A 25266-nucleotide genomic window follows, 5' to 3' on the forward strand; every position below is an offset into this window, starting at 1 on the left:
CAGGTAGTCTAGTGGCGATAGCGAAGAGGTCACACCCGTTCCCATACCGAACACGGAAGTTAAGCTCTTCAGCGCCAATGGTAGTTGGGGGCTTCCCCCTGCAAGAGTAGGACGTTGCTAGGCACTTAAAGAGTCATTACCTTAAGGGTAGTGGCTTTTTTTGTTTATTTATAATAAATCAACTGATAAACCTTATGAAAAAATGGTAATTGTTGAGGTTATAAAACTAGCAAACAACCAATAACTCTTCCGAAACGACTAAACTAAGCGCAGAGACGACTAAAGTCAACTTCAAAACAATCAAATTCCCTCTTAAGCGACTAAAGCACACTATTAAACGACTAAACACAAATAATAGTAAGTAAAAAAACTACAATTACATAATTCACCATTTAAGTTAAACGAGGATTCATTCACTCTCTTTAGGCGGCACCTCTCGATTAATGGTGTAGCAACCTCTATAATAGAAATATGAAAAGGAAGTGGTTTTCTAATGGACTATGCAAATCGACCGCTTGTCCATAGACTAATGAAGTTTAAAGAAGCGGATCCAATATCTTTCCATGTGCCTGGACATAAAAATGGTGCGTTAACGGGTTTGCCAATGGAGTTGCGCACGGCACTCACTTTTGATTTTACCGAACTTGAAGGGCTTGATGATTTACATCAGCCGGAAGGTGTTATTCGAGAAGCAGAGCAGAAGTTAACCAATTTCTATCGTTCAAATAAAAGCTTTTTTTTGATAAATGGTTCGACGGTTGGAAATTTAGCGATGATTTATGCGACTTGTGCTGAAGGCGAGACTGTAATCGTGCAGCGGAATGCGCATAAATCGATTTTTAATGCAATTGAACTAACAGGAGCCAGGCCAGTTTTTATAAGTCCGGAATGGGATAGCGCTTCAAAAACGGCTGGAACTGTGACTCCAGAACAAGTTAAAAATGCATTGACACGTTTCCCAGAGGCAAAAGCAGTCATTCTTACCTATCCAACGTATTATGGAACAACGGGTGATAAACTAGAAGAGACGATTAGGCTTTGTCATGAAAGAGAAATTCCAGTCCTGGTAGATGAGGCACACGGTGCTCACTTCGCTATAGGTGAACCATTTCCTACATCGGCACTTGATTTAGGGGCAGATATCGTTGTCCATTCAGCGCATAAAACTTTGCCGGCGTTGACGATGGCCTCATTTTTACATGTGCGCTCAAATCTGATTACCCCAGAAAAAGTTGCACGATATTTGCAGATGCTGCAATCAAGCAGTCCTTCGTATCTTCTAATGGCTTCGCTTGATGACGCGAGAGAGTATGTAGAATCGTATGCGGTGGAAGACGGAAGAGATTTCATGAAAAGAAGAGCAGTTTTTTTAAAGCGCTTAACTGAAACAGGGCATCTGGAAATAATTGAAACAGACGATTCATTAAAACTAATGTTGCGGGTGAATGGATACTCGGGTTATGATTTACAAAAAGCGCTAGATCAGGTTGGCGTCTACGCAGAATTAGCTGATTTCTATCAGGTGCTACTCGTGCTTCCCCTTCTTAAAAAAGGACAGGAGTATCCTTTCGAAAAAGCAGTGAAAAGAATTGAAAAGGCTATTGAGGACATGATTAATTCAAAGGTGAAGAGGCAACTGCCCGGGTTACCAGTATTTGACCAATTAATTTCAAAGCCTTGCTATATAATGAAAGAAGTCGAAAAACTACATGCAGAGTGGATTCCATATGAAGAAGCAGTTGGAAAGATAGCGGCTGCTTCACTAATCCCCTATCCACCTGGCATCCCGTTATTGTTGGCTGGAGAAAGAATTACTGAGTATCATTTACAGTCTCTCACGTCACTATTAGCAACAGGGGCAAGATTTCAAGGGGCAATTCGATTACATGAAAAACAAATTTTTGTCGTAACTAACGAGGCGGAGGAATAAAATGAAACAGAACGGGTTATTTATCACCTTTGAAGGACCTGAGGGGGCTGGTAAAACAACGGTTATTTCGAAGTTATATGACCGATTGAAAGCAGAAAATAAAGAGGTTGTTCTAACGCGCGAGCCTGGTGGAATCCAGATAGCGGAAAAGATTAGAACGGTTATTCTTGATACGGACAATATTGAAATGGATGCGAAAACCGAAGCGCTATTATACGCTGCCGCAAGACGACAACATCTTGTTGAAAAAGTGATACCAGCACTAAATAGCGGGTCAATCGTATTATGTGATCGGTTTATTGATAGTTCGCTTGCGTATCAAGGATATGCAAGAGGCCTTGGAATAGATGAAGTCCTTCAAATTAATCAATTTGCAATTGAAAATACGATGCCGGATTTAACCGTATTTTTTGATATTAGTCCAGCGGAAGGACTTTTACGCATTGCGCGAAATAATGAGCGTGAGATGAATAGATTAGATAAAGAAAATATTAGTTTTCACGAAAAGGTTTATGAAGGCTATCATGAACTGATTCAACGTTATCCGAATAGAATTATTAAAACTGATGCACGACTGCCAGAAAAAGATGTAATAGAGAATGTTTGGAGAATTGTTAGGCCGAGGCTGATGTAATGTATCTATTCATGGTATAATAAAGGGAAAGAGGGAAAAAGGAGAGATGACCGTGAAATTAATAGTAGCAGTTGTTCAGGATCAGGATAGTAACCGTTTGTCGGCAGCATTGACGAAAAATGATTTTCGGGCGACTAAACTTGCCAGTACAGGTGGGTTTCTGAGGTCTGGAAATACGACATTCCTAATCGGTACTGATGATAGTCTAGTTGAGAAAGCTTTAGAACTTATCCGAGAAAATTGTCGTTCACGAGATCAGATGGTTGCCCCGGTTTCTCCAATGGGCGGCAATGCAGATTCCTATATTCCTTATCCTGTTGAAGTGGAAGTTGGAGGAGCAACTGTATTTGTCCTGCCAATTGAACACTTTCATCACTTTTAATATCATTTGACATTCTGTAGCTATATAGGCAATTTACGAGATGCTTGGATGCGCTACCGATTCATCTATCCGAGTGTCGCGTAACTTGCTAAATGAATGAGGATGTTTACAAAAGTTCTTTTATGGAGCGATTAATTTTTCCGTGTATTCATGCGTAAACACGGTTTTTTTGGGAACACGGAGGTGGAAGTTATATTGGAAAACAAAGAACAATATCATATTATAAACCGTCAAAAACCTGTCATCGATAGGCTTAATGCATCTTATAAAAACGGCAGAATTGGACATGCCTATTTGTTTGATGGCGAACATGGGACTGGAAAAGAAGCGACAGCATTATACTTTGCAAAATTGCTTCTATGTAAAAATCCTGATGACTATAGACCGTGTGAAAACTGTAATTCCTGCAGACGTGTGTCGAATGGAAATCACCCCAATGTAACCATTACGCGACCTGATGGACAACAAATAAAAAAAGAACAAATAGATGAGCTTATTATGGAAATGAAGAAAAAAGGTTATGAACAAGGTAGAAAGATTTACATCGTTTCACGTGCAGACCGGATGAATAGTTCATCAGCAAATACGCTATTAAAGTTTTTGGAAGAACCAGATGGTGATGTCACGGCAATTTTGTTAACTGATTCCTATCAGTCGATGTTGCCAACGATACGGTCTCGTTGCCAGCGTATTTCATTTCTTCCGCCTTCTCGGGAAATGATGATTTCAGCACTTGCTGAAAAAGGAATAACAAATTCGATGGCGGCTACTGTTACAATGGTAACTGCTGATATAGAGGAAGCTATTCTCATCGCCCAAGATGATGCATTTGCGCATATGCGAAAAACAGTGTTAAAATTGATTATGGCATCAGAACGAAATGTTCATGAGGCATTGTTGTTCATCCAATCGGATTGGTCTCGTCAGATAAAAGAAAAAGATGATACAGACCGTGCGCTTGATTTATTGTTATATGCATATCGAGATATTGTTGTATTTAAAACGGGATTGCAATCGATTCCGGCGTATCCGGACCAGCAGGAATTTTTTCAAGGCCTGGCGATGAAAATGACGTATAACGAACTGTCTGTCAAGATGGAAGCTATTCTACAGGCAAAGAGGCAGATGCATGGCAATATGAATCGAATGCTTCTTATGGAACAACTGGTGCTCAATATGCAGGAGGGGTTACTCGTTGTATAAAGTAGTAGGAGTCCGTTTTAAAAAAGCGGGTAAAATATATTATTTCGATCCACTTGATTTTGAATTAAACATAGAGGAATACGTAATTGTCGAAACAGCACGCGGCGTCGAATATGGAAAAGTAGTTATACCGCCAAGGGAAGTTGGCGAAAATGATGTTGTCTTGCCATTAAGAAAAGTAGTTCGTCCTGCTTTGGAGGGAGACATCGAAAAAGTAGATGAAAACCGACAAGAGGCTGAAAAAGCTTTCAATACAGGTGTCAGTAAGATTTCTGAACATAATCTTGAAATGAAGCTCGTTGACGTTGAATATACATTCGATCGAAATAAGATTGTTTTTTATTTTACAGCAGAGGGTCGGGTCGATTTTCGAAATCTTGTTAAGGATTTAGCATCTATTTTTCGTACCCGCATCGAATTGAGACAAATTGGTGTTAGAGATGAAGCAAAAATGCTTGGCGGTATTGGACCATGTGGTAGAATGCTTTGCTGCTCTACATTCCTTGGAGACTTTGAACCTGTTTCAATCAAGATGGCAAAAGATCAAAACTTATCGCTTAATCCTTCAAAAATCTCTGGATTATGCGGGCGTCTCATGTGTTGCTTGAAATATGAGAATGACGATTATGAAGAAGCAAAAAAATTAATGCCTGATATCGGGGCGCGTATAGATACGCCAGAAGGACCTGGAAGGGTTATTGGTTTGAACTTACTGGAACGTCTTCTACAAGTTAGATTGTTAGATGAAGAACATGTTCTTGAATATACATTGGAAGAAATTATGGATCCGGCAAATAAGATGGTTCATTTAATAAAATGATGGAGGTGGAATAGTTGAAAGAAAGGAATTTTCTCGACAGAGTAATGGAGTTTGAGCAACAGCTTGACGCCATGAGTATACAATTCCGCGAATTGATGGGATTCATCGCTGAGATGACGGAAGAGAACCATTCGCTTCAACTTGAAAACCATCATCTACGACAACGGCTTGAAGATATGGATAGACAAAGTGAAAAGAATTTGCAGAAACAGCAACATGAGAAAAAGACAAATTCGGTTGATGTCGGAGAAGGCGTTGATAATCTAGCTCGACTCTATAATGAAGGTTTTCATGTTTGCAATGTTCATTATGGTAGCATTCGAAAAGGAGAAGACTGCCTGTTCTGTCTATCATTTTTAAATAAACAAAATGTATGAACTTGGCCGATCCTATTGTAACGTAGGCATCGGCTTTTTCATTTGGAGGGCGTATTGGTTTGACGGTATTAAAAGGTGATGAACGACTGGATTATTTATTGGCAGAAAACTTAAGGATTATTCAAAGTCCATCGGTATTTTCATTTTCGCTAGATGCAGTGTTACTCGCAAGATTCGCGCATGTCCCAGGCCGCTTGGGAAAAGTGGTTGATCTTTGTGCAGGAAATGGTGCAATTCCGCTATTTCTAAGTGCACGTACAAATGCGCAGATAACGGCTATCGAGTTGCAAGAACGGTTGGCGGGTATGGCAGAAAGAAGTGTCCAGTACAATAAGCTTGAAGCGCAAATAAAAATAGTAAATGATGATGTTATCGGTATTGCGGAAAAAATCGGGTATGATAAATATGACTTGGTGACATGCAATCCTCCTTATTTTCCCGCGCATGAAGCAAGTGATAAAAATTTACTTGAACCAGTTGCAATTGCACGACATGAGATTTATTTAACGTTAGACCAAGCGATCCAATCCTCGAGCGCACTTTTGAAACAAGGTGGGCGCGCCGCATTTGTCCATAGACCGGGTCGATTACTTGATATTGTTACATCGATGCGCGCCTATCGCATTGAACCGAAACGAATACAATTGGTGTATTCAAAGGCGGGGAAGGATGCAAACACCTTATTAATAGAAGGAACTAAAGATGGAAAGCCAGATTTGAAAATACTTCCCCCGCTTTATGTGTATGATCAAGAAGGCAATTATACAGAAGAAGTGAGGCGTTTACTTTATGGAGAAAACGGCTGAACATCTTTTTTATGTGCTTGAATGCAAAGACGGATCGTACTACGCGGGTTATACAAATAACTTAGAGCGCCGAGTACGTGTACATAATGAGGGCAAAGGTGCCAAATACACGAGGGCGAAGCGTCCAGTTCGCTGCATTTACTTTGAAGCGTTTGAAACAAAGCGTGAGGCAATGCAAGCGGAATATCAGTTTAAGCAATTAACTAGAAGTGCGAAGGAACGTTATATTGAGAAGGAGGTCGCTGGCAATGAAATCACAAAAAAGTGCTGAATTGAATGGCGGGAAGTTATTTTTAGTTGGCACGCCAATCGGTAATCTCGAAGATATAACTTTCAGAGCGATCCGCATTCTAAACGAAGTGGATACGATTGCTGCGGAAGATACGCGAAATACGATTAAGTTATGCAATCATTTTGAGATAAAAACACCATTAATAAGTTATCATGAACATAATTTAGAAGCAGGTGGAGAAAAGATACTGACCATGCTTGCTAACGGACAATCCGTTGCGCTTGTTAGCGATGCCGGCATGCCATGTATTTCCGACCCGGGTGCGGACATTGCGAGTAAAGCCATTAAAGCTGGATACGATGTCGTTCCAGTTCCCGGTGCGAACGCTGCGATTAGCGCATTAGTGGCTTCCGGTCTAACTTCTCAACCCTTTATGTTTTTTGGTTTTTTATCGCGCAATAAAAATGAACGTCGTGCGCAAATTGAAAAATTGAAGAATCGTGAAGAAACGATTTTGTTATACGAAGCACCTCATCGGCTAAAAGAATCATTGCGAGCGTTAAGTGAACAAGTCGAGGGGACAAGAAAAATTGTTTTAGCACGTGAATTGACGAAGAGATTTGAGGAGTTTTTACGCGGAACGCTTGAGGAAGCTATCAATTGGGTAGAATCAAACAATATACGCGGTGAATTTTGCATCGTTCTTGAAGGAAATGATGGATCGGATTCAGAAGAAGTTGTAATAGCTTGGTGGGATGGATTAAGTGTTTCAGAACATGTCTCTGAATTAATTGAAAGAAAAGGAATTCGATCGAAAGAGGCTATTCGGGAAGTGGCAAGTGAGCGTGCAATGAGTAGACGAGATGTGTACAGAGTCTTTCACGTTGAAAAGGATTAAAAAATCCGAAACGGGATTCCGTCTCGGCTGAATATATTACTTTTTTATACGCTCTTGAATTTGTGTAATAAGTTTTTCTGCGCCTTCAGGGCTTAAAATCAAGTTGCCATCTAGTAGACTTAAATTATCATCTGATACAGTACCGGTAATCGAGCAAGTCATATTCGGCATATATTTCTTCAAAATAATTTTATCTTCATCGACGTAAATTTCTAGGGCATCCTTTTGTGCAATTCCAAGTGTTCGACGTAATTCGATAGGGATAACTACGCGCCCGAGTTCATCGACCTTTCTCACGATACCAGTAGATTTCATTAGAAGAACTCCTTCCCCAACAGTTAGTTTGAATTCTTTTCGGACAATTCTGCATTTGTTATTGTCTGTCATTAATCATAACAATTCATCCAATTATCGTCAATCAAAAAAACTCGAATTCATGGTACTTTTTTAATAAATTAATATACTAGGAATAATAATCTATAGCAAATTTATATTTGTAAACGATTAGATACGCTAAATGATTAACGTTGTATCAATTTAATTACTTAGATAGAATAGAATTACATACAATATTACTGGAGGAATTTTCATGGTAAAACAAAAAGAAACATTTTACATCACAACGCCTATCTATTATCCAAGTGGAAAATTCCATATCGGCACGGCCTATACGACCGTTGCTTCTGACGCGATGGCGCGTTATAAACGACTGCGTGGATATGATGTCCGCTTTTTAACAGGGATGGACGAGCATGGTCAAAAAATTCAAGAGGTTGCTGAGGCGGCAGGGCTTCCTCCGCAAGAGTTTGTAGATGGGATTGCTGAAGGTGCTAAAAAAGTTTGGCGTCTAATGGATATTTCCTATGATGACTTTATCCGGACAACAGATCAACATCATAAGGCGAGCGTTGAAAAGATATTCCAGAAGTTTTTAGACAATGGGGATATTTATAAAGGCGAATACGAAGGCTGGCATTGTACGCCTTGCGAATCCTATTTTGCTGAAGCGCAACTAGTTGATGGGAACTGCCCGGATTGCGGCCGTCCCGTTCAAAGGGTTAAAGAAGAATCCTACTTCTTCAATATGAAAAAGTATGCAGATCGATTATTGGCTTACTATAATGAGAATCCTCATTTTATCGAACCGGAGTCTCGGAAAAATGAAATGATTAATAACTTTATCAAACCAGGTCTGGAAGATTTATCGGTTTCTCGGATGTCATTTGATTGGGGAATTAAAGTACCTGGTGATCCAAAGCATGTTATTTATGTATGGGTTGATGCACTCACAAACTATATTACAACGCTAGGCTACGCATCTGATGACGATACTTTATTCAACAAGTATTGGCCTGCTGACGTACATGTCGTTGGTAAAGATATTGTTCGATTCCACACTATATACTGGCCAATCTTTTTAATGGCACTTGATTTACCGCTGCCTAAAAAGGTATTTGCACATGGTTTTATCATGATGAAAGATGGTAAAATGTCGAAATCTAAAGGGAACGTTGTCTATCCAGAGATGCTCGTTGAGCGTTATGGACTGGATGCGACACGTTATTTCCTTTTACGTGAGTTGCCATTTGGTCAAGACGGCGTTTTTTCACCGGAATCATTTGTTGAACGAACGAATTATGATCTTGCGAATGATTTAGGGAACCTGTTAAATCGAACTGTATCAATGATCAATCAATACTTCGATGGTACTGTTCCTGCTGAAGGTTTGATTGAAACAGAATTCGATCAATCATTGACTGATTTCATGAATTTAACAGTAGAAAAATATGAAGCTTCTATGGAAGCAATGCAATTTAGTACTGTACTCGGAGATTTGTGGGCGCTTGTTTCACGGACGAATAAATATATTGATGAAACGACGCCGTGGGTTTTGGCACGGGATGAAAATGAGCGTGGGAAACTTGCGTCAGTTATGTCCCATCTAGTAGCATCACTCCGTCATATTGCAGTCTTGTTGCAACCATTTATGACAAATTCTCCTAAAAAAGTTATCGAGCAGTTAGGTCTTGAAGAGGATTCGCTTAAATGGGAAACGTTAGGAGATTTCAATCACGTTCCTGCTGGCGTAAAAGTCATTGAAAAAGGTGTCCCGATTTTCCCAAGGCTCGATGCAGACGTGGAAATTGAGTATATTCGCGAACAGATGGCTGTGACGGCACCGAAAGAAGCAGAAGAGTCGAAAGAAGTCGAATACCAGGAAGTGAGCGATGAAATCTCGTTCGAGGATTTCATGAATGTCGATTTACGCGTTGCAACGGTAACGGCATGCGAAAAAATTCCGAAGACGGATAAATTATTAAAATTGCAAGTGGATCTTGGATTTGAACAAAGACAAGTTGTATCAGGCATCGCTGAACATTACGAACCTGAAGCATTGATCGGTGAGAAAGTAATTGTTGTTGCCAATTTAAAACCTGTAAAGCTACGTGGTGAATTGTCCCAAGGGATGATTTTAGCGGGGAGTTCAGATGGTGTATTAAAACTTGCAACAGTTGACCCGGCACTAGAAAATGGTGCACAAGTTAAATAAAATAAAAACGGCGGCTATTTCCTATTAGGGAAAGGTCGCCGTTTCTAATTATCCAAATGCAACGTATGACGAGATTATACAAAACTTTATAATAATTGTAATGTAAATGTAATATTGATGAGAAGAAAGAAATATTTGGCTAGACTATGATTATTATGTCATGAGGAGAGAGAACTATGTATATAGATACGCACGTTCATTTAAATGCAGATCAATATGAAGAGGATGTTGACGAAGTGATTACACGCGCTCTTGATGCGGGTGTAACGAAGATGGTTGTGATCGGATTTGATCATAAAACAATCAATCGGGCTATGGAGCTCGCGGAGCGCTACCCGTTCATATACGCTGTTGTTGGTTGGCATCCGGTAGATGCAGTCGATTGTACAGAAGAGGACTTAAAGTGGATTGAATCGCTTGCAGCGCATCCTAAAGTTGTCGGCATCGGAGAAACCGGGCTCGACTATTATTGGGGAAAGTCTCCAAAAGATGTTCAACAAGATATCTTCAGAAAGCAAATTCAGCTGGCTAAAAAAGTTAATCTGCCAATTATTATTCATAACCGAGATGCGACTGCAGATGTTGTTCGTATCTTGAAAGAAGAAGAGGCGGAAACGACGGGCGGGATTATGCATTGTTTTGGCGGGAGCGTTGAAACAGCAAAAGAATGCATCGCAATGAATTTCATGATTTCACTTGGTGGTCCCGTAACATTTAAAAATGCCAAAATGCCAAAAATAGTTGCTGCAGAAATCCCTTTGGATAAGTTATTAATCGAAACAGATGCACCGTATTTGACGCCGCATCCATACCGCGGAAAGCGCAATGAACCCGTATATGTGAAACTAGTTGCAGAAGAAATTGCAAAGTTAAAAGGGTTGCCAGTCGAGGCGATTGCAGAAGCGACAACGGAAAACGCATTAAAAATATTTAATATAGATGAATAAAATGGAAACTAATTTACCATACTTTGCATATTAAGCACTTCCTAATTCTATTAATAAATGAATCTTTAATGGTTGACATGCAAAATAGGAACCTATATAATCACACAGGTGATAGAGGAGGAGTTTTTTTCATGCTAAGTAGTATTATGAAAAGCCTATTCTTTAAGTCATTGAGGAGTAAACAAATCGCGACATTCACCATCATCCCAACAATATTTGTTTTAGTTATTTCCCTAGCACTCTATGAGGGAAATAAAAAAACAGTTACGCTTGTTGTAAATGGTGAAACAGAAGAAGTTAAGACATATGCACCAACTGTCGGAAAACTTCTATCTGAAAGTGAATTAGTACTTTCAGAACACGATAATGTTAGTCCCTCAATAGAATCCCCAATCAAAAATGGTTCATTGATCAAGTGGGAACAGGCAAAAAAGGTAGCAATTCAATTAGATAATCAAGAAGACATATATATTTGGACGACAGAAAAAACAGTGGGCAATGTATTGGCAGAAGCTGACATAGAATTGTCTAAGTTTGATAAAGTCAGCCCTAGTTTAGACGAGAAGCTAAACGAGAATAGTAGTATTTCCGTTGAAAAAGCGTATGATTTTACGTTAATTGATGGAAAAGATAAGAAGAAATATTGGTCAACTTCGACTACGGTCGCTGACTTTTTAAAAAGAGAAGATATTCAATTGAAAGAGTTTGACCGCTTGGAAGGTAAGCAAGATGATATTATTCAGCCGGGATCAACTATTGAAATTGTACGAGTGGAAAAAGTCACCGATGTAGTGGAAGAATCAGCGGATTTTGCCGTTGAAACTCGTAATGACAAAAGTTTACTTAAAGGACGCGAAAAAGTCGTTCAAGAAGGTAAAAAAGGAAAAATTGCACGAGAATTTGAAGTTGTTATGGAAAACGGTAAAGAAGTTTCCAGAAAAGTAACGAGTGAAAAAACGCTTAAAGAACCGGTTAAGAAAGTCGTCGCCGTTGGAACGAAAGTAGTCGTCGCAAGCGCTACGCCTGCTGCTTCGGCTGCACCTGCAAACAATGCAAAAGCAAAACCGAAAGCGAAAAGTACAGGTAGTGTTGGCGTGTCACGAAGTAAATCGGCAGAGCCATCAAGTGGCAAAGAGTTTTACGTATCAGCAACAGCTTATACGGCCTATTGCAATGGTTGTTCTGGGATTACAGCAACAGGGATCAACTTGAAAAATAATCCGAATTTAAAAGTGATTGCTGTTGACCCATCTGTCATTCCGCTAGGGTCTAAGGTTTGGGTTGAAGGATACGGTCATGCGATTGCTGGAGATACGGGCGGAGCGATTAAAGGGAAGAAAATCGATTTGCATTTCCCAACGAAAGAAGCCGCGTATAAATTTGGACGCAAACAAGTGAAAATTAAAGTCATTAATTAAAAGATATCCGTAGGACGATATACTGTCCTGCGGATTATTTTGTATTCAATGAAGTCTTGTTTGGTGTTATCTTTTACATCTTCTTGTATGCAGGGTAGAATTATGTGAAGAATGTATGGAAAGAGGACGGCTTGTGAATATAAAAGAAGTGATTGTTGTCGAAGGAAAATCGGATACGGTGGCTGTTAAAAGAGCGACCGGTGCGGATACGATTGAAACAAATGGATCTGCTATCGATGAAGATACGCTTATACGCATTCAACATGCCGAGGACGTTCGTGGTGTCATTGTGTTCACGGATCCCGACTATCCTGGTAGAAGAATACGAGCCATTATAGAAGAACGAATTCCGACGGTGAAACATGCTTTTCTTGCCAAGAAAAAAACGATTGCCAAAAATGGCAAAGGGCTTGGAATTGAACACGCGTGCGATGAAGATATACGTGAAGCGATTCGGTCTGTCTATACTGTGGAAGATGCGCCAGTTGTCGAGATTACACTTGTTGACTTAATGGAAGCAAACCTGATTGGACATCCGAATGCGCGTAGGCGCAGGGAGCGTCTAAGTGATTTACTGCAAATTGGTCAGGTGAATGGTAAGGGTTTGAAAAAGCGGTTGGAAATGTTTCGTATTAGCAAAGAGAAATTAAAAGATACAGTGCAAGTTCTCGACAAGGAGGAAGAAAAATGACTAAAGATATTGCGACTCCGGCGAGGACAAAAGAAATTTTGGAACGCCACGGTTTTTCATTCAAAAAGAGTTTGGGCCAGAACTTTTTAATAGATCCGAATGTCTTAGAAAATATTGTTGCCCATGCTCAGTTGTCTAAAAATGTAGGCGTAATTGAGATCGGACCGGGGATCGGCGCGCTAACTGAACATTTAGCTAGGGCTGCTAAAAAAGTGGTCGCATTTGAAATTGATGGACGTTTATTACCCGTTCTTGAAGATACAATGTCTCCATATGATAACGTAACTGTTGTCCATCAGGATATACTCGAGACGGATTTACTGCAAGCTATGGAAGAACATTTCGAAGGCTTTGACGAAGTTGTGGTGGTAGCGAATCTTCCGTATTACGTAACGACTCCAATTATTATGAAGTTTTTGCTCGAAAAAATACCGATTACGGGCATGATTATCATGATGCAAAAAGAAGTGGCTGATCGAATAACGGCAAATCCTGGAACGAAAGCTTATGGGTCGTTGTCGATTGCGATTCAATATTATATGGACGCAGAAGTGGCAATGATTGTCCCGAAAACTGTGTTTGTGCCTCAACCGAATGTGGAGTCCGCGGTTCTCCGTTTGACAAGAAAAGCAACGCCTCCAGCGGAAGTAATTGATGAAGATTTCCTTTTCCGTATTTCCCGGGGCTCATTTGTTCAACGACGGAAAACCATCTTAAACAATTTACAATCGTCTTTACCAGACGGAAAACTAAAAAAAGAACTGATAGTCGATGCGTTGGAACGTGCTCATATTGAACCGGGCAGAAGAGGCGAAACGTTGTCGGTTGAAGAGTTTGCAACACTTTCGAACGAGTTGTATAAAGACTTTTTTGTTGAATTAAGTAAAGGATAAAATTGTATCTTTATTTAATAAAAATCACTTTTATAACAAAAAACAATTGACAAAGATATCGCCATATTGTTAGAATGAACGATTTAATTGACAGAAATCTTTGAATGTGTTATAGTTATATGTAGTGAGGTGTTAGCGAAATGCCAAAAACATTAGCGGACATTAAGAATTTATTGGATTCTCATCTTGGTAAACGTTTGCACTTAAAGGTAAACGGTGGCCGGAGAAGAACGATTGAAAGAACTGGTGTCTTGAGTGAAACGTACCGAGCAGTATTTGTTGTGGAACTGGACCAGGAAGAAAATGCATTTGAACGCGTGTCCTATAGCTATGCGGATATTTTAACCGATGCGGTTGAAATAACTGTAATGGACGGATCCGATCAAACAGCATTCATCGTCAAATAATTTCAGCACTCATGAATTGATTATTATTTACAGTACGAGCACCTATTAAGCATTCTATTCCAGAATGCCTTAATAGGTGTTTTTTCCGCGTTTAGAGTCATACTACAATTGTCAGCCGAAAAGGAGGAAAACCGAATGGCGAGAAAACAGGGAATAATGTCTGAGCAGCTGAAAGTAGAAATTGCTAAGGAGCTTGGATTTTACGATGTTGTTGAGCAAGAAGGTTGGGGCGGCATTAAGGCAAGAGATGCTGGTAATATGGTGAAGCGTGCTATTGAAATGGCAGAACGTGGCGTTTCTGAAGGCAAAGGATCATCGTAATACACCCGAAATCCAAAGGTTGACAATGAATTAGGATTGTCCGGTCGTTATCGCTTGATAACGATTGGACAGTCCTTTTAAAATTAATCAGGTGCAATTAATGCATTCCTGTTATCGTATGGTAAAATAGGGAATAAAGACATTCGATACTGGAGGGAGCCGGATGCTGCTCTATGAGAAGGCGCCAGCTAAAATTAACTTGACGCTTGATGTATTACATAAACGCGATGACGGTTTCCATGAAGTTGAAATGGTAATGACAACTGTCGATTTGGCGGATAGGGTCTGGTTTCGTTCCAGGGAAGATGGACGGATTGTGGTCAAAACATCCCAACCTTTTATCCCGACTGATCGAAAAAACTTGGCTTATCAAGCGGCCGAATTGTTAAAGCGAGTGTATCAGATTCATGCAGGAGTAGAAATTATTCTGGAGAAAAGTATCCCGGTTGCAGCAGGGCTGGCAGGCGGCAGTTCTGATGCAGCGGCTACACTTCGAGGACTCAACAGACTATGGAAGCTTGATCTCAGCTTGGATAGACTAGCGGAGCACGCCGCGGAAATTGGTTCGGATGTTTCATTTTGCGTTTACGGCGGAACAGCGCTTGCTACGAGTCGCGGGGAAGTCATTCAAAATCTTCCTACGCCGCCGAATTGTTGGGTCATTCTAGCAAAGCCTTCAATTTCCGTTTCTACTGCCGATATATACGGTAATTTGAATATCGATAACTTGGCTCATCCAAACACAGCGGGTATGATAGAAGCGCTCGAAACTGCCAACTATGAAAGCATGTGTGCTACGCTCGGCAATGTGTTGGAACCTATAACGATGAAGCTTTATCCCGAAGTTGTTACACTGAAAGAGCAAATGAAGAAATTTGGTGCAGATGCAGTATTAATGAGTGGTAGCGGTCCGACAGTCTACGGTTTGGTTAAACATGAATCCAGGGTACCGCGTATTTACAATGGATTAAAAGGATTTTGCCGCGAAGTATATGCGATACGAATGATAGGAGAACGGCATTCCCTTGATTAAACACGTATGTTTGTGATAATCTACCAGTAAACATTCGTGCCTTAGGAGTTGGTCATATGAAATGGAAAAGAAGTGAGAGACTCGTTGATATGACACAGCATTTATTGGACAGTCCACACGAACTAATTCCACTGACATTCTTTTCCGAACGGTTTCAATCAGCAAAGTCTTCCATTAGTGAAGATTTAACGATTATCAAAGAAACGTTTGAGAAGAAAGGGACAGGGAAATTGGTGACAGTGACTGGTGCAGCAGGTGGCGTAAAATATATACCCCAAATGGCTGATGCGGATATACAGCATGTCATAACCGACCTCATGAGTGAATTAAGTCATTCTGACCGACTGTTGCCGGGCGGTTATTTGTTTATGGCAGATCTTCTCGGAAATCCTCGGCTCATGAATCAAATCGGAAAAGTTTTTGCATCGGCATTCGCCGATAAAGATATAGATGTGATTATGACAGTTGCAACAAAAGGGATTCCGATTGCAAATGCGATTGCGCGCCATCTCAATGTTCCTGTTGTCATCGTTCGCCGCGATAGTAAAGTCACGGAAGGGTCTACCGTAAGTATTAACTATGTTTCCGGATCAACGCGTCGAATACAAACAATGGTCTTATCAAAAAGAAGCATGTCTAGCGGACAAAATGTACTCCTAACAGATGATTTTATGAAAGCGGGCGGGACCATGTTGGGCATGAAAAGTTTAGTCGAAGAATTCGATTGTAAACTAGCTGGAATTGCCGTACTCGTAGAGGCGGAACACCATGAGGATATCCTTGTCGATCAGTATCTTTCACTCGCTAAACTTTGCGAAGTGAATGAAAAGGATCGGACAATTCAAATAAGCGAGGGTAACTATTTTGCGGAGGGTGGAAAATAATATGAAATATGTAGCGACAGACAAGGCGCCAGCAGCATTTGGCCCGTATGCACAAGCAGTTAATGTCAATGGATTCATTTATACGTCAGGTCAAATCCCGGTAACGACAGATGGTTTACTTGTTGAAGGGACAATTGAAGAGCAGACGCATCAAGTATTCGCAAACTTAAAAGCAATTTTAGAGGAAGCGAATTCTTCGCTTGAAAAAGTTGTAAAAGCGACGGTGTTTTTAACGGATATGGACAACTTTGTTGCTGTAAATGATATTTACGCAGAGCATTTCGGCAAACATACACCTGCACGTTCATGTGTTCAAGTTGTTAGATTACCAAAAGATGCACAAATTGAAATTGAAGTTATCGCGTTAGCGAACGAATAATAACAAAAAACATCACCCGGAATCAATCCAGGTGGTGTTTTCAATTTAATTTTATTATTATGTGAATTTTAGAAGGAAATCGCTTTCTTTTGTTGAATAGTGTTTAAAGGCACTATAAATAGACAGAAGGAGTGGGGCATGAGATGAAAGTAACAGATGTAAGATTAAGGAGAGTAGATACAGAAGGCAGAATGAGAGCAATCGCGTCGATAACATTTGAGGAAGCGTTTGTCGTTCATGATATCCGGGTAATTGATGGGAATGATGGATTGTTCGTTGCGATGCCAAGCAAACGGACGCCAGATGGTGAATTTCGCGATATTGCCCATCCCATTAATTCTACAATGCGTTTAATCGTTCAAGATGCGGTACTGGCAGCGTATCATTTATCAGCGCAAGAGGATGCCGTCCTTGAAGAAGTAAATGTTTAACGCAATTATAAAAATATATCTATAATCGCCCATATTAAATGTTGACTGCCTATAAATTTATAGGCAGTTTTTGTCGTGTCCAAATACCAAATTGCGCATTGCGATAGGTTCTTTATTAAATTGTTAGAATTGAAAAACACAATGTTAAAATACTTAAATTGAAATGTCAATAGAAGACGGTTGAAAAAGTTGCAGTTTTCCGCTATAGTCAAGAGTGAATAATGTGGGATTGCTATCGATTTTTATCCCAAAATAAAGAGGGTTGCGCTTAAAGCCCTTTCAATTTGGAGGCTAGTCTATGTCGAATACATATGCCATCGTTCTCGCTGCGGGACAAGGTACGCGAATGAAATCCGATTTATACAAAGTGCTCCACCCTGTCTGCGGAAAGCCGATGGTTGCACATGTAATAGATAATATAAAGAAACTTGAAGCAAAACGGATTGTGACCATTGTCGGTCACGGTGCCGAACAAGTGGAGCAAACACTTGGTGCCAAAAGTGAATATGTCCTACAAGAAGAGCAACTAGGAACTGCGCATGCCGTTGGGCAAGCCGATAGCGTGTTAGGAAATCTTGAAGGGACGACGATTGTTGTTTGCGGGGACACACCGCTAATCCGCTCAGAAACGATGGAGGCCTTGATTGCCCATCATAATGAATCAGGCGCAAAAGCGACAATTTTGACAGCGCATGCCGATGATCCAACAGGTTATGGTCGAATCGTTCGCGGAGAAGACGGTCAGGTACTTCGTAATGTCGAACATAAAGATGCAACAAAAGAAGAACTAGAAGTCACAGAAATAAATACGGGAACGTATTGTTTTGATAATAAATCCTTATTTGAAACCCTGAAAAAAGTAACTAATGACAATGCCCAAGGCGAATACTACCTTCCGGATGTTATCGGAATTTTACAAGCTGAAGGTGCGCGCGTTTCAGCTCATGTAACGAGTGATTTCAGCGAAACACTTGGCGTGAATGATCGTGTAGTATTATCCCAAGCGGAAGGCGTCATGCGAAATCGTCTAGCAGAAATGCATATGCGAAACGGCGTAACGATTATCAGTCCAGAAAACACTTATATTAGTGCCGATGCAGAAATCGGTCGTGATACGATTTTACAGCCAGGGACAATGATTGAAGGTACTACAAAAATTGGTGAAGGTTGTACGATTGGACCGAACAGCCAAATCGTTAATAGTGTAATTGGCAATGAGTCGACAGTCCATTCATCTGTAATTTTAGAGAGTAGCATTGGTTCAAATACTGCAGTTGGTCCATTTGCGCATATTCGTCCGGAATCCAACCTGGGCAATCATGTAAGAATCGGCAACTTCGTTGAGGTGAAAAAATCTACACTGGGCGACGGTAGTAAATCAGCGCACTTGAGTTATATAGGTGATGCGATCGTTGGTACAGATGTAAACTTTGGATGCGGTACGATTGTAGTCAACTATGATGGAAAGAAGAAACATACAACGATAGTTGAAGATAATGCATTCATTGGCTGCAATTCAAATCTTATTTCACCGGTGACAGTCGGGAAAGGCGCTTATGTCGCCGCCGGATCGACAATAACAAAAGATATTCCAGAAGATTCACTTGCAATCGCTCGAGCGCGACAAGATAATAAAGAAGGCTATGTTTCAAAACTAAAACTCAATTAAACGGGGGACCATAATGGCTAATCATTATTCAAATGACAAACTAAAGATATTTTCTTTGAATTCCAACGAAACACTTGCACGGGAGGTTTCTGAAGAAATTGGACGTCCACTAGGAAAAAGTTCGGTTAAACGATTTAGCGACGGTGAAGTCCAAATCAATATTGAAGAAAGTATCCGCGGCTGTGATGTCTTTGTAATCCAATCAACGTCGGACCCTGTCAATGAACATTTGATGGAATTACTAATTATGATTGATGCCCTTAAACGTGCCTCGGCACGTACGGTTAATGTCGTCAATCCATATTACGGTTATGCGCGCCAAGACAGAAAAGCTCGTCCACGTGAGCCAATCACAGCAAAATTGGTAGCGAATTTACTTGAAACAGCAGGCGCAGATCGAGTCATCGCAATCGATTTGCACGCCCCTCAAATTCAAGGGTTCTTCGATATTCCAATTTATCATTTAGTTGCAGAACCAATTTTGACGGAATACTTCCAGCAAAAAGGTTTTAATAAAGACGAACTTGTTATTGTATCACCCGATCACGGTGGCGTGACGCGTGCGCGAAAAATGGCGGATCGTATGAAAGCACCGATTGCGATTATAGACAAACGTCGTCCACGTCCGAATGTTGCAGAAGTGATGAGTATTGTTGGCCAAGTCGACGGAAAAGTAGCGATTCTTATTGATGACATTATTGATACAGCTGGTACAATCACTGTGGCGGCTGATGCGTTAATTGAAAGTGGTGCAAAAGCAGTGTACGCATGTTGTACGCACCCTGTATTGTCAGGACCCGCAATTGAGCGCATCGATAACTCTCAAATACTTGAACTTGTCGTGACGAATTCCATTGAACTTCCCGAACATAAACATTCACCGAAATTAAAACAACTTTCGATTGCTAAACTGCTTGGTAATGCAATCGTGCGTGTTTTTGAAGAGAAATCAGTAAGTACGCTATTTGATTGACAAGTGTAGGTGTATACTGTAACCTATAGAACAGTCTAAAATATATAAAATTAAGATAAAATACTACCATATTTGGAAAGGTGACTATGTAAAATGAGTACAACAATACAGTCCGAACTTAGAGTAAAAGGACAACACTCAACAATTACTGAATTAAGAGCAGCCGGCTTCGTACCAGCTGTTGTATACGGTTATAATACGGAGGCAACTTCAATTTCTGTAAATGAGCGTGATCTACTTAAAACATTGCGTGTAACAGGACGTAACGGAGTTATGAAACTTCAAGTAGATGGCAACGAAGTAAACGTCGTGTTAAACGATTATCAAGCAGATCCATTAAAAGGTACAGTCCTTCATGCGGACTTCCTGGCAATCAACATGACTGAAGAACTCGAAGTTAGCGTTCATGTCAATCTTGTTGGAGAGTCAAAAGGCGAAAAAGAAGGCGGAGTTATTTCACAACCAAACTGGGAATTGGATATCAAAGTCAAACCATCTGACATTCCAGAAGCTTACGACATTGATATTTCAGACCTAGAAATTGGTGACACAATCACTGTTGCGGATATCCGTGAAAAATCTAAGTATGAAATTTTAAGTGATGATGATTATGCACTTGTAACAATTTCAGCTCCACGTTCAGAAGAAGAGCTTGAGGCACTTGATGAAGCTACTGAAGATGTAAGCGCAGAGCCTGAAGTAATTGGCGAAGACAAAGAAGACAAAGAATAATATAAAGAAATGGCGTGCGGTTCTCCGCACGCCTCTTTTCTATTTCTATGAAGTATCAGCACAACGAAAAGGAAGAGAAAACTGATGAAAATGATAATTGGTTTGGGAAATCCGGGAAAGCAGTATGAAGACACGCGACATAATATTGGTTTTCATGTTATCGATGAACTGGCAAAACGATTAAGTTCACCGCCGATGCAGTCGAAGTTTAATGGCATGTATTCGGTCATCCATCATTCCGGGGAAAAAGTCATGCTTGTCAAACCGCTGACATATATGAACTTATCCGGCGAATGTGTTCGACCGTTAATGGATTATTATAATGTGGAACTTGATCAAATTGTTGTTGTTTACGATGATTTGGACTTTTCTCCAGGTGAAATCCGCCTTCGGCAAAAAGGGAGTGCTGGTGGCCATAATGGCATGAAATCACTTATAGCGCATCTTGGAACGGATAAATTTAATAGAATCCGCATGGGCATTGGAAGACCCACGAATGGCATGAAAATTTCGGATTATGTTCTTTCAAATTTTTCGAAAGCCGAGGCATCAATTATTCGTGAAGCAGTCTTAACAAGCGCAGAGGCTTGTGAAGAATGGATTAAGACACCATTTCTAGATGTCATGAATAATTTTAATGGCAAATAGAGAATAATAACGTCACAAATCGCCTATACTTTGAGAAAAGGGGGCGTGTGACAAAGTGACAATTCGTTATCGATGCCGACATTGCGAAACCGAAGTTGGTTCACTTCCATTTGAATCGGCCAGGGAGACGCTTCGTTTGTTGGAAGAACTGGATCGTAAAGAAGAAGAACGTTTTCTAAAAGTAGGAAAAGACGGGGATTTAACTGTTCGCTGCATATGTGAAGAATGTGAACGTACCCTTCAAAGTTTTCCGGATTATTATACATTTACTAAGTGGATTCAATAGGTTTTCGCTTTGGCGCGTAAAAGACGTCCAAAGCTTTTTCTGATTTTATTTTCGAAAGACCAAATATCAATGAATCCCTTTTTAATATGAAAGTTAGGTGTGTATATTGGAAGCGCTTGTTGATTTATATTTACAAAATAGCGAGATTACTAATCTTGTAGAAGAGTTGAAAAAGGGTGAAGACCGTCAACTTATCGCCGGGTTATCAGGCGGGGCTAAACCGGTCTTTTTTGAGTCGTTACAAAAAACGATTGAAAAACCGATTCTCATCATTTCACCAAACCTGTTACAAGCACAGCGTACATATGAAGATTTAGTGAAAATGCTCGGTGTTTCTTCTGTTCGCCTTTATCCGGCTGAAGAACTCGTTGCTGCTGACTTCTCTATTTCAAGTTATGAGCTACGAGCGCAACGGATTGAAACACTAGATCATATGGCGCGTGTTGGTAAAGGGATTTATATTACGCCGATTGCAGGAATGAGAAAGCTTTTACCACGTAAAGATTCTTGGTTAGGCAATAGTTTGCTAGTAGAAGAAGGGGCTACAATTGACGTTGAAAATTGGCTAAATCAGCTCGTCTTTATGGGGTATTCACGACAACCGATGGTTACGGCACCCGGCGAGTTTGCGCTCCGCGGGGGAATTTTGGATTTATATCCAATCCACATGGAGGATCCGGTCAGAATTGAATTATTCGATACCGAAGTCGATTCAATTCGCACATTTTCCGCAGATAATCAGCGTTCGACTGGAAAGTTAAAGGCTCTTTCAATATTGCCGGCTTCTGAGTTTGTTTGGACGGATGAGGACGTATTGATGATGGCCGAAAATCTCGAAGTAGCACTTGCGGATAGTTTGAAGAAAATGAAAGACACTGAAGCAAAAGAGCGCTTATTACAAAACATCACGGCTGACATCGCCCAAATGAGAGACGGTTCGGCACCTGAAGATATTTTGAAATACGCATCCTTTTCCAAAAACCAACCCGCAACATTGGGCGCTTACTTTCCACAAGAAGGCTTACTTGTATTTGATGAAATCGGACGAATCACAGAAGTTTTAGAAGCACTTGAAGTCGAGGAAGAGCAATGGTTTGCTTCACTTCTCGAAGAAGGTAAAATTGTCCACTCGGCAAAACTTTCTTTTTCATTTAGTGACTTGAAAAAACAACTTAACCAACAAAAACTCTATTTATCCTTATTCATTCGAACGACGCCGGGAATAGTTGTGAAGAAAACGATCACCGTTTCCTGTAAACCGATGCAACAATTTCATGGTCAAATGCATTTATTGAAAAATGAGATGGACCGTTGGCAAGAAGGGCGATATCGTGTATTTCTAATTGCTGATGGGACCGAACGAATGCAGAAAGTGCAATCGATATTAAAAGATTACGATATGGAAGCTGATTTATCGGAAAGTTCATCCAGTAGTGGAAGGGTACAAATAATTGATGGTGATTTATCTGCAGGATTTGAATTACCACTTCAACGAATTGCCGTCATTACAGATGCTGAATTATTTAAAGGCAAAGCTAAACGACGGGCACGCCCTCAAAAGATGTCAAATGCTGAACGGATAAAAAGTTATTCGGAAATTAAACCAGGTGACTATATTGTTCATGCACATCACGGAATTGGACGTTATAAAAAACTTGAAACACTAGAAGTGTCTGGTATCTTTAAAGATTATCTTCATATTGAATATCGAGGGACAGATAAGTTGTTTGTTCCAACTGATCAAATTGATCTAATCCAAAAATATATAGCTTCCGGAGAAAAAGAACCGACGTTACACAAGCTTGGCGGGGCGGCCTGGAAGCGCACGAAAAGCAAAGTGTCAGCTGCTGTTAAAGATATTGCGGATGACCTAATCAAACTTTACGCGGAACGGGAATCCGAGGAAGGTCATGCTTTTGCCAAAGACGATGATATGCTAAGATCCTTTGAAAATGCTTTCCCATACGATGAGACGGAGGATCAACTTCGTTCAATTAAAGAAATAAAAGAGGATATGGAAAGACTGCGTCCCATGGACCGGCTGCTTTGCGGTGATGTTGGTTATGGAAAAACAGAAGTAGCAATCCGTGCTGCATTTAAAGCGGTGTTAGATGGTAAACAGGTAGCGTTCTTAGTTCCGACAACAATTCTAGCGCAGCAACATTATGAAACAATGAAGGAAAGATTTTCGGGCTTCCCGGTGGAAGTTTCCTTAATGAACCGATTCCGAACAAAAAAAGAACAAACTGCAACTTTAAAAGGGTTAAAAGCGGGTACAGTCGATATTGTTATCGGCACACATCGACTATTATCCAAGGATGTAGTTTACCGTGACTTGGGCCTACTTGTCGTTGACGAGGAGCAAAGATTCGGTGTTACGCATAAAGAACGCTTAAAGCAGCTTAAAACGAATGTAGACGTCCTGACGCTCACGGCAACACCGATACCTCGTACACTTCATATGTCAATGCTTGGCGTACGGGATCTATCTGTCATTGAAACACCGCCTGCAAACCGTTTTCCTGTTCAAACATATGTCATGGAACATAATTTTGCGCTTGTACGTGAAGCGATCGAACGCGAAATGGGAAGAGGCGGACAAGTATTTTACTTATATAATCGCGTAGAAGACATGACAAAAAAGGTTGAAGAAATCAAACAACTTGTGCCTGAAGCCCGCGTAGGCTTCGCTAACGGACAGATGGGCGAAGCTGCCCTTGAATCGACAATTTTAAGCTTTCTTGAAGGTGAATATGATGTTCTTGTCACAACGACAATCATTGAAACAGGAATTGACATACCGAATGTCAATACGTTGATCGTTCATGATGCTGACCGAATGGGTTTATCGCAGTTATACCAACTACGTGGTCGTGTTGGACGATCGAATCGTGTGGCTTATGGATATTTTCTCTATCGGCGGGACAAAGTGTTAACAGAAGTAGCGGAAAGCAGATTGCAGGCGATTAAAGAATTTACTGAACTTGGATCCGGATTCAAAATTGCGATGCGCGATTTATCAATCCGCGGTGCTGGAAATTTACTTGGTTCCCAGCAACACGGCTTTATCGATTCTGTCGGCTTTGATTTATATTCACAAATGCTTCAAGAGGCAATTGAGGAGAAGCAAACAGGTATTGTGAAAGCAGATATTCCAGATGTTGAAATATCGTTGCAAATGAATGCCTATATTCCAGATGATTATATTCATGACGGTTTCCAAAAGATTCAAATGTATAAACGTGTTAAAGCTGTCGAAAGCGATGAAGATTACTCCGAGCTTGTTGATGAAATGATTGACCGGTTTGGCGACTTACCATTAGAAGTCGATATTCTTCTGCGCATTTCGCGAATAAAAGCATGGGCGAAAGCATCAGGTGTGGAATCCATTAAAAAACAACAATCAAAAATTGTAATCAAGCTAACCTCGGAAGGCACAGTCAGTACAGATGGCGCAAAATTAGTATCGGATACACTTGATTTGGGCCGCGCCATAGGATTTTCGATGGAGAACGATCAACTCCTGGTAACTGTTGACGAACGCCATACAGGTAAGCGAACCGGGTTCGATGTTCTAGAAGATTTAATGGAATTACTGGCGACTGCTAAAAAGGAAACTGCTACTTCAAAATCCGTCTAAAGGAAATGTTGCATATTTTGTCCAAATTTGATGCATACTAATATCGTAATAATGAGAAGTGTCAATTTTGTGGAAAGCGAG

Annotated in this window: 27 protein-coding genes and 1 rRNA gene; 27 read left to right on the top strand and 1 reads right to left on the bottom strand. The window is 40.4% G+C overall.

Annotation, left to right across the window (positions count from 1 at the left end):
• Positions 1-7: 7 nt before the first annotated feature.
• From rrf to rsmI, 10 genes are all read left to right on the top strand, one after another.
• A 5S ribosomal RNA gene (rrf, locus tag J4G36_RS17740) occupies positions 8-123 on the top strand.
• Positions 124-493: 370 nt separating this feature from the next.
• On the top strand, positions 494-1930 hold the full coding sequence (locus tag J4G36_RS17745) for an aminotransferase class I/II-fold pyridoxal phosphate-dependent enzyme (protein ID WP_210471759.1): 1437 nt from the start codon (positions 494-496) through the stop codon (positions 1928-1930).
• Position 1931: 1 nt separating this feature from the next.
• On the top strand, positions 1932-2564 hold the full coding sequence (gene tmk / locus J4G36_RS17750; protein ID WP_210471760.1) for a dTMP kinase: 633 nt from the start codon (positions 1932-1934) through the stop codon (positions 2562-2564).
• A 52-nt stretch (positions 2565-2616) separates the two neighbouring features.
• Positions 2617-2946 carry a cyclic-di-AMP receptor gene (locus J4G36_RS17755; RefSeq protein ID WP_172373751.1) on the top strand — a complete coding sequence of 110 codons (330 nt, stop codon included), beginning with the start codon at positions 2617-2619 and terminating at the stop codon, positions 2944-2946.
• A 195-nt stretch (positions 2947-3141) separates the two neighbouring features.
• Complete coding sequence (gene holB / locus J4G36_RS17760) at positions 3142-4149, top strand: DNA polymerase III subunit delta' (RefSeq protein ID WP_246880712.1); 1008 nt, start codon at positions 3142-3144, stop codon at positions 4147-4149.
• Positions 4142-4969, top strand: coding sequence for a PSP1 domain-containing protein (locus J4G36_RS17765; RefSeq protein WP_210471762.1), 828 nt, complete (start codon positions 4142-4144; stop codon positions 4967-4969). The genes holB and J4G36_RS17765 overlap by 8 nt, the downstream gene beginning before the upstream one ends.
• Positions 4970-4983: 14 nt before the next feature.
• On the top strand, positions 4984-5346 hold the full coding sequence (gene yabA / locus J4G36_RS17770) for a DNA replication initiation control protein YabA (protein ID WP_210471763.1): 363 nt from the start codon (positions 4984-4986) through the stop codon (positions 5344-5346).
• Positions 5347-5405: 59 nt separating this feature from the next.
• Positions 5406-6152: a tRNA1(Val) (adenine(37)-N6)-methyltransferase gene (locus J4G36_RS17775; protein ID WP_210471764.1), complete on the top strand. Its 747-nt coding sequence runs from the start codon at positions 5406-5408 to the stop codon at positions 6150-6152.
• Positions 6136-6423, top strand: a complete 288-nt coding sequence (locus J4G36_RS17780) for a GIY-YIG nuclease family protein (protein WP_210471765.1) — start codon at positions 6136-6138, stop codon at positions 6421-6423. The genes J4G36_RS17775 and J4G36_RS17780 overlap by 17 nt, the downstream gene beginning before the upstream one ends.
• Positions 6401-7282, top strand: a complete 882-nt coding sequence (gene rsmI, locus J4G36_RS17785) for a 16S rRNA (cytidine(1402)-2'-O)-methyltransferase (protein ID WP_210471766.1) — start codon at positions 6401-6403, stop codon at positions 7280-7282. Before J4G36_RS17780 ends, rsmI begins: the two co-directional genes overlap by 23 nt.
• Positions 7283-7318: 36 nt before the next feature.
• Here the strand turns inward: rsmI and J4G36_RS17790 are convergent, their stop codons facing one another.
• Positions 7319-7597 (bottom strand): transition state genes transcriptional regulator AbrB, encoded by a 279-nt coding sequence (locus tag J4G36_RS17790; protein ID WP_210471767.1) that lies wholly within the window; start codon positions 7595-7597, stop codon positions 7319-7321.
• A gap of 274 nt (positions 7598-7871) precedes the next feature.
• Here J4G36_RS17790 and metG point away from each other — a divergent pair, with 274 nt between their 5' ends.
• From metG to mfd, 17 genes are all read left to right on the top strand, one after another.
• Positions 7872-9833: a methionine--tRNA ligase gene (metG, locus tag J4G36_RS17795; protein WP_210471768.1), complete on the top strand. Its 1962-nt coding sequence runs from the start codon at positions 7872-7874 to the stop codon at positions 9831-9833.
• A gap of 176 nt (positions 9834-10009) precedes the next feature.
• A complete protein-coding gene (locus J4G36_RS17800) occupies positions 10010-10780 on the top strand; it encodes a TatD family hydrolase (protein WP_210471769.1) in 771 nt (256 codons plus the stop codon).
• Positions 10781-10911: 131 nt separating this feature from the next.
• On the top strand, positions 10912-12198 hold the full coding sequence (locus J4G36_RS17805; protein WP_210471770.1) for a resuscitation-promoting factor: 1287 nt from the start codon (positions 10912-10914) through the stop codon (positions 12196-12198).
• Between the two features lie 133 nt (positions 12199-12331).
• Complete coding sequence (gene rnmV / locus J4G36_RS17810; protein ID WP_210471771.1) at positions 12332-12889, top strand: ribonuclease M5; 558 nt, start codon at positions 12332-12334, stop codon at positions 12887-12889.
• A complete protein-coding gene (gene rsmA / locus J4G36_RS17815; protein ID WP_210471772.1) occupies positions 12886-13782 on the top strand; it encodes a 16S rRNA (adenine(1518)-N(6)/adenine(1519)-N(6))-dimethyltransferase RsmA in 897 nt (298 codons plus the stop codon). The genes rnmV and rsmA overlap by 4 nt, the downstream gene beginning before the upstream one ends.
• 140 nt (positions 13783-13922) lie before the next feature.
• A complete protein-coding gene (veg, locus tag J4G36_RS17820; RefSeq protein WP_172373713.1) occupies positions 13923-14189 on the top strand; it encodes a biofilm formation stimulator Veg in 267 nt (88 codons plus the stop codon).
• Between the two features lie 135 nt (positions 14190-14324).
• Positions 14325-14510 (top strand): small, acid-soluble spore protein, alpha/beta type, encoded by a 186-nt coding sequence (locus J4G36_RS17825; RefSeq protein ID WP_210471773.1) that lies wholly within the window; start codon positions 14325-14327, stop codon positions 14508-14510.
• Between the two features lie 166 nt (positions 14511-14676).
• The gene (ispE, locus tag J4G36_RS17830) at positions 14677-15543 is read left to right on the top strand and encodes a 4-(cytidine 5'-diphospho)-2-C-methyl-D-erythritol kinase (RefSeq protein WP_305792233.1); all 867 of its coding nucleotides are present in this window, start codon (positions 14677-14679) and stop codon (positions 15541-15543) included.
• A gap of 56 nt (positions 15544-15599) precedes the next feature.
• Entirely contained in the window at positions 15600-16427 is an 828-nt protein-coding gene (purR, locus tag J4G36_RS17835) for a pur operon repressor (RefSeq protein ID WP_210471775.1), read from the top strand.
• A gap of 1 nt (position 16428) precedes the next feature.
• Positions 16429-16806, top strand: a complete 378-nt coding sequence (locus tag J4G36_RS17840) for a RidA family protein (RefSeq protein ID WP_210471776.1) — start codon at positions 16429-16431, stop codon at positions 16804-16806.
• A 143-nt stretch (positions 16807-16949) separates the two neighbouring features.
• Positions 16950-17237 carry a septation regulator SpoVG gene (gene spoVG, locus J4G36_RS17845; protein ID WP_210471777.1) on the top strand — a complete coding sequence of 96 codons (288 nt, stop codon included), beginning with the start codon at positions 16950-16952 and terminating at the stop codon, positions 17235-17237.
• Positions 17238-17535: 298 nt separating this feature from the next.
• On the top strand, positions 17536-18906 hold the full coding sequence (gene glmU / locus J4G36_RS17850; protein ID WP_210471778.1) for a bifunctional UDP-N-acetylglucosamine diphosphorylase/glucosamine-1-phosphate N-acetyltransferase GlmU: 1371 nt from the start codon (positions 17536-17538) through the stop codon (positions 18904-18906).
• Positions 18907-18919: 13 nt separating this feature from the next.
• The gene (locus J4G36_RS17855; RefSeq protein WP_210471779.1) at positions 18920-19879 is read left to right on the top strand and encodes a ribose-phosphate diphosphokinase; all 960 of its coding nucleotides are present in this window, start codon (positions 18920-18922) and stop codon (positions 19877-19879) included.
• 93 nt (positions 19880-19972) lie between these two features.
• Complete coding sequence (locus tag J4G36_RS17860) at positions 19973-20611, top strand: 50S ribosomal protein L25/general stress protein Ctc (protein WP_210471780.1); 639 nt, start codon at positions 19973-19975, stop codon at positions 20609-20611.
• A gap of 84 nt (positions 20612-20695) precedes the next feature.
• Entirely contained in the window at positions 20696-21259 is a 564-nt protein-coding gene (gene pth / locus J4G36_RS17865; protein WP_210471781.1) for an aminoacyl-tRNA hydrolase, read from the top strand.
• A gap of 55 nt (positions 21260-21314) precedes the next feature.
• On the top strand, positions 21315-21545 hold the full coding sequence (locus J4G36_RS17870) for an anti-sigma-F factor Fin (protein ID WP_210471782.1): 231 nt from the start codon (positions 21315-21317) through the stop codon (positions 21543-21545).
• Between the two features lie 106 nt (positions 21546-21651).
• Complete coding sequence (gene mfd / locus J4G36_RS17875) at positions 21652-25185, top strand: transcription-repair coupling factor (RefSeq protein ID WP_210471783.1); 3534 nt, start codon at positions 21652-21654, stop codon at positions 25183-25185.
• Positions 25186-25266 lie beyond the last annotated feature (81 nt).

It is taken from the genome of Sporosarcina sp. 6E9 (assembly GCF_017921835.1).
GTDB lineage: Bacteria > Bacillota > Bacilli > Bacillales_A > Planococcaceae > Sporosarcina.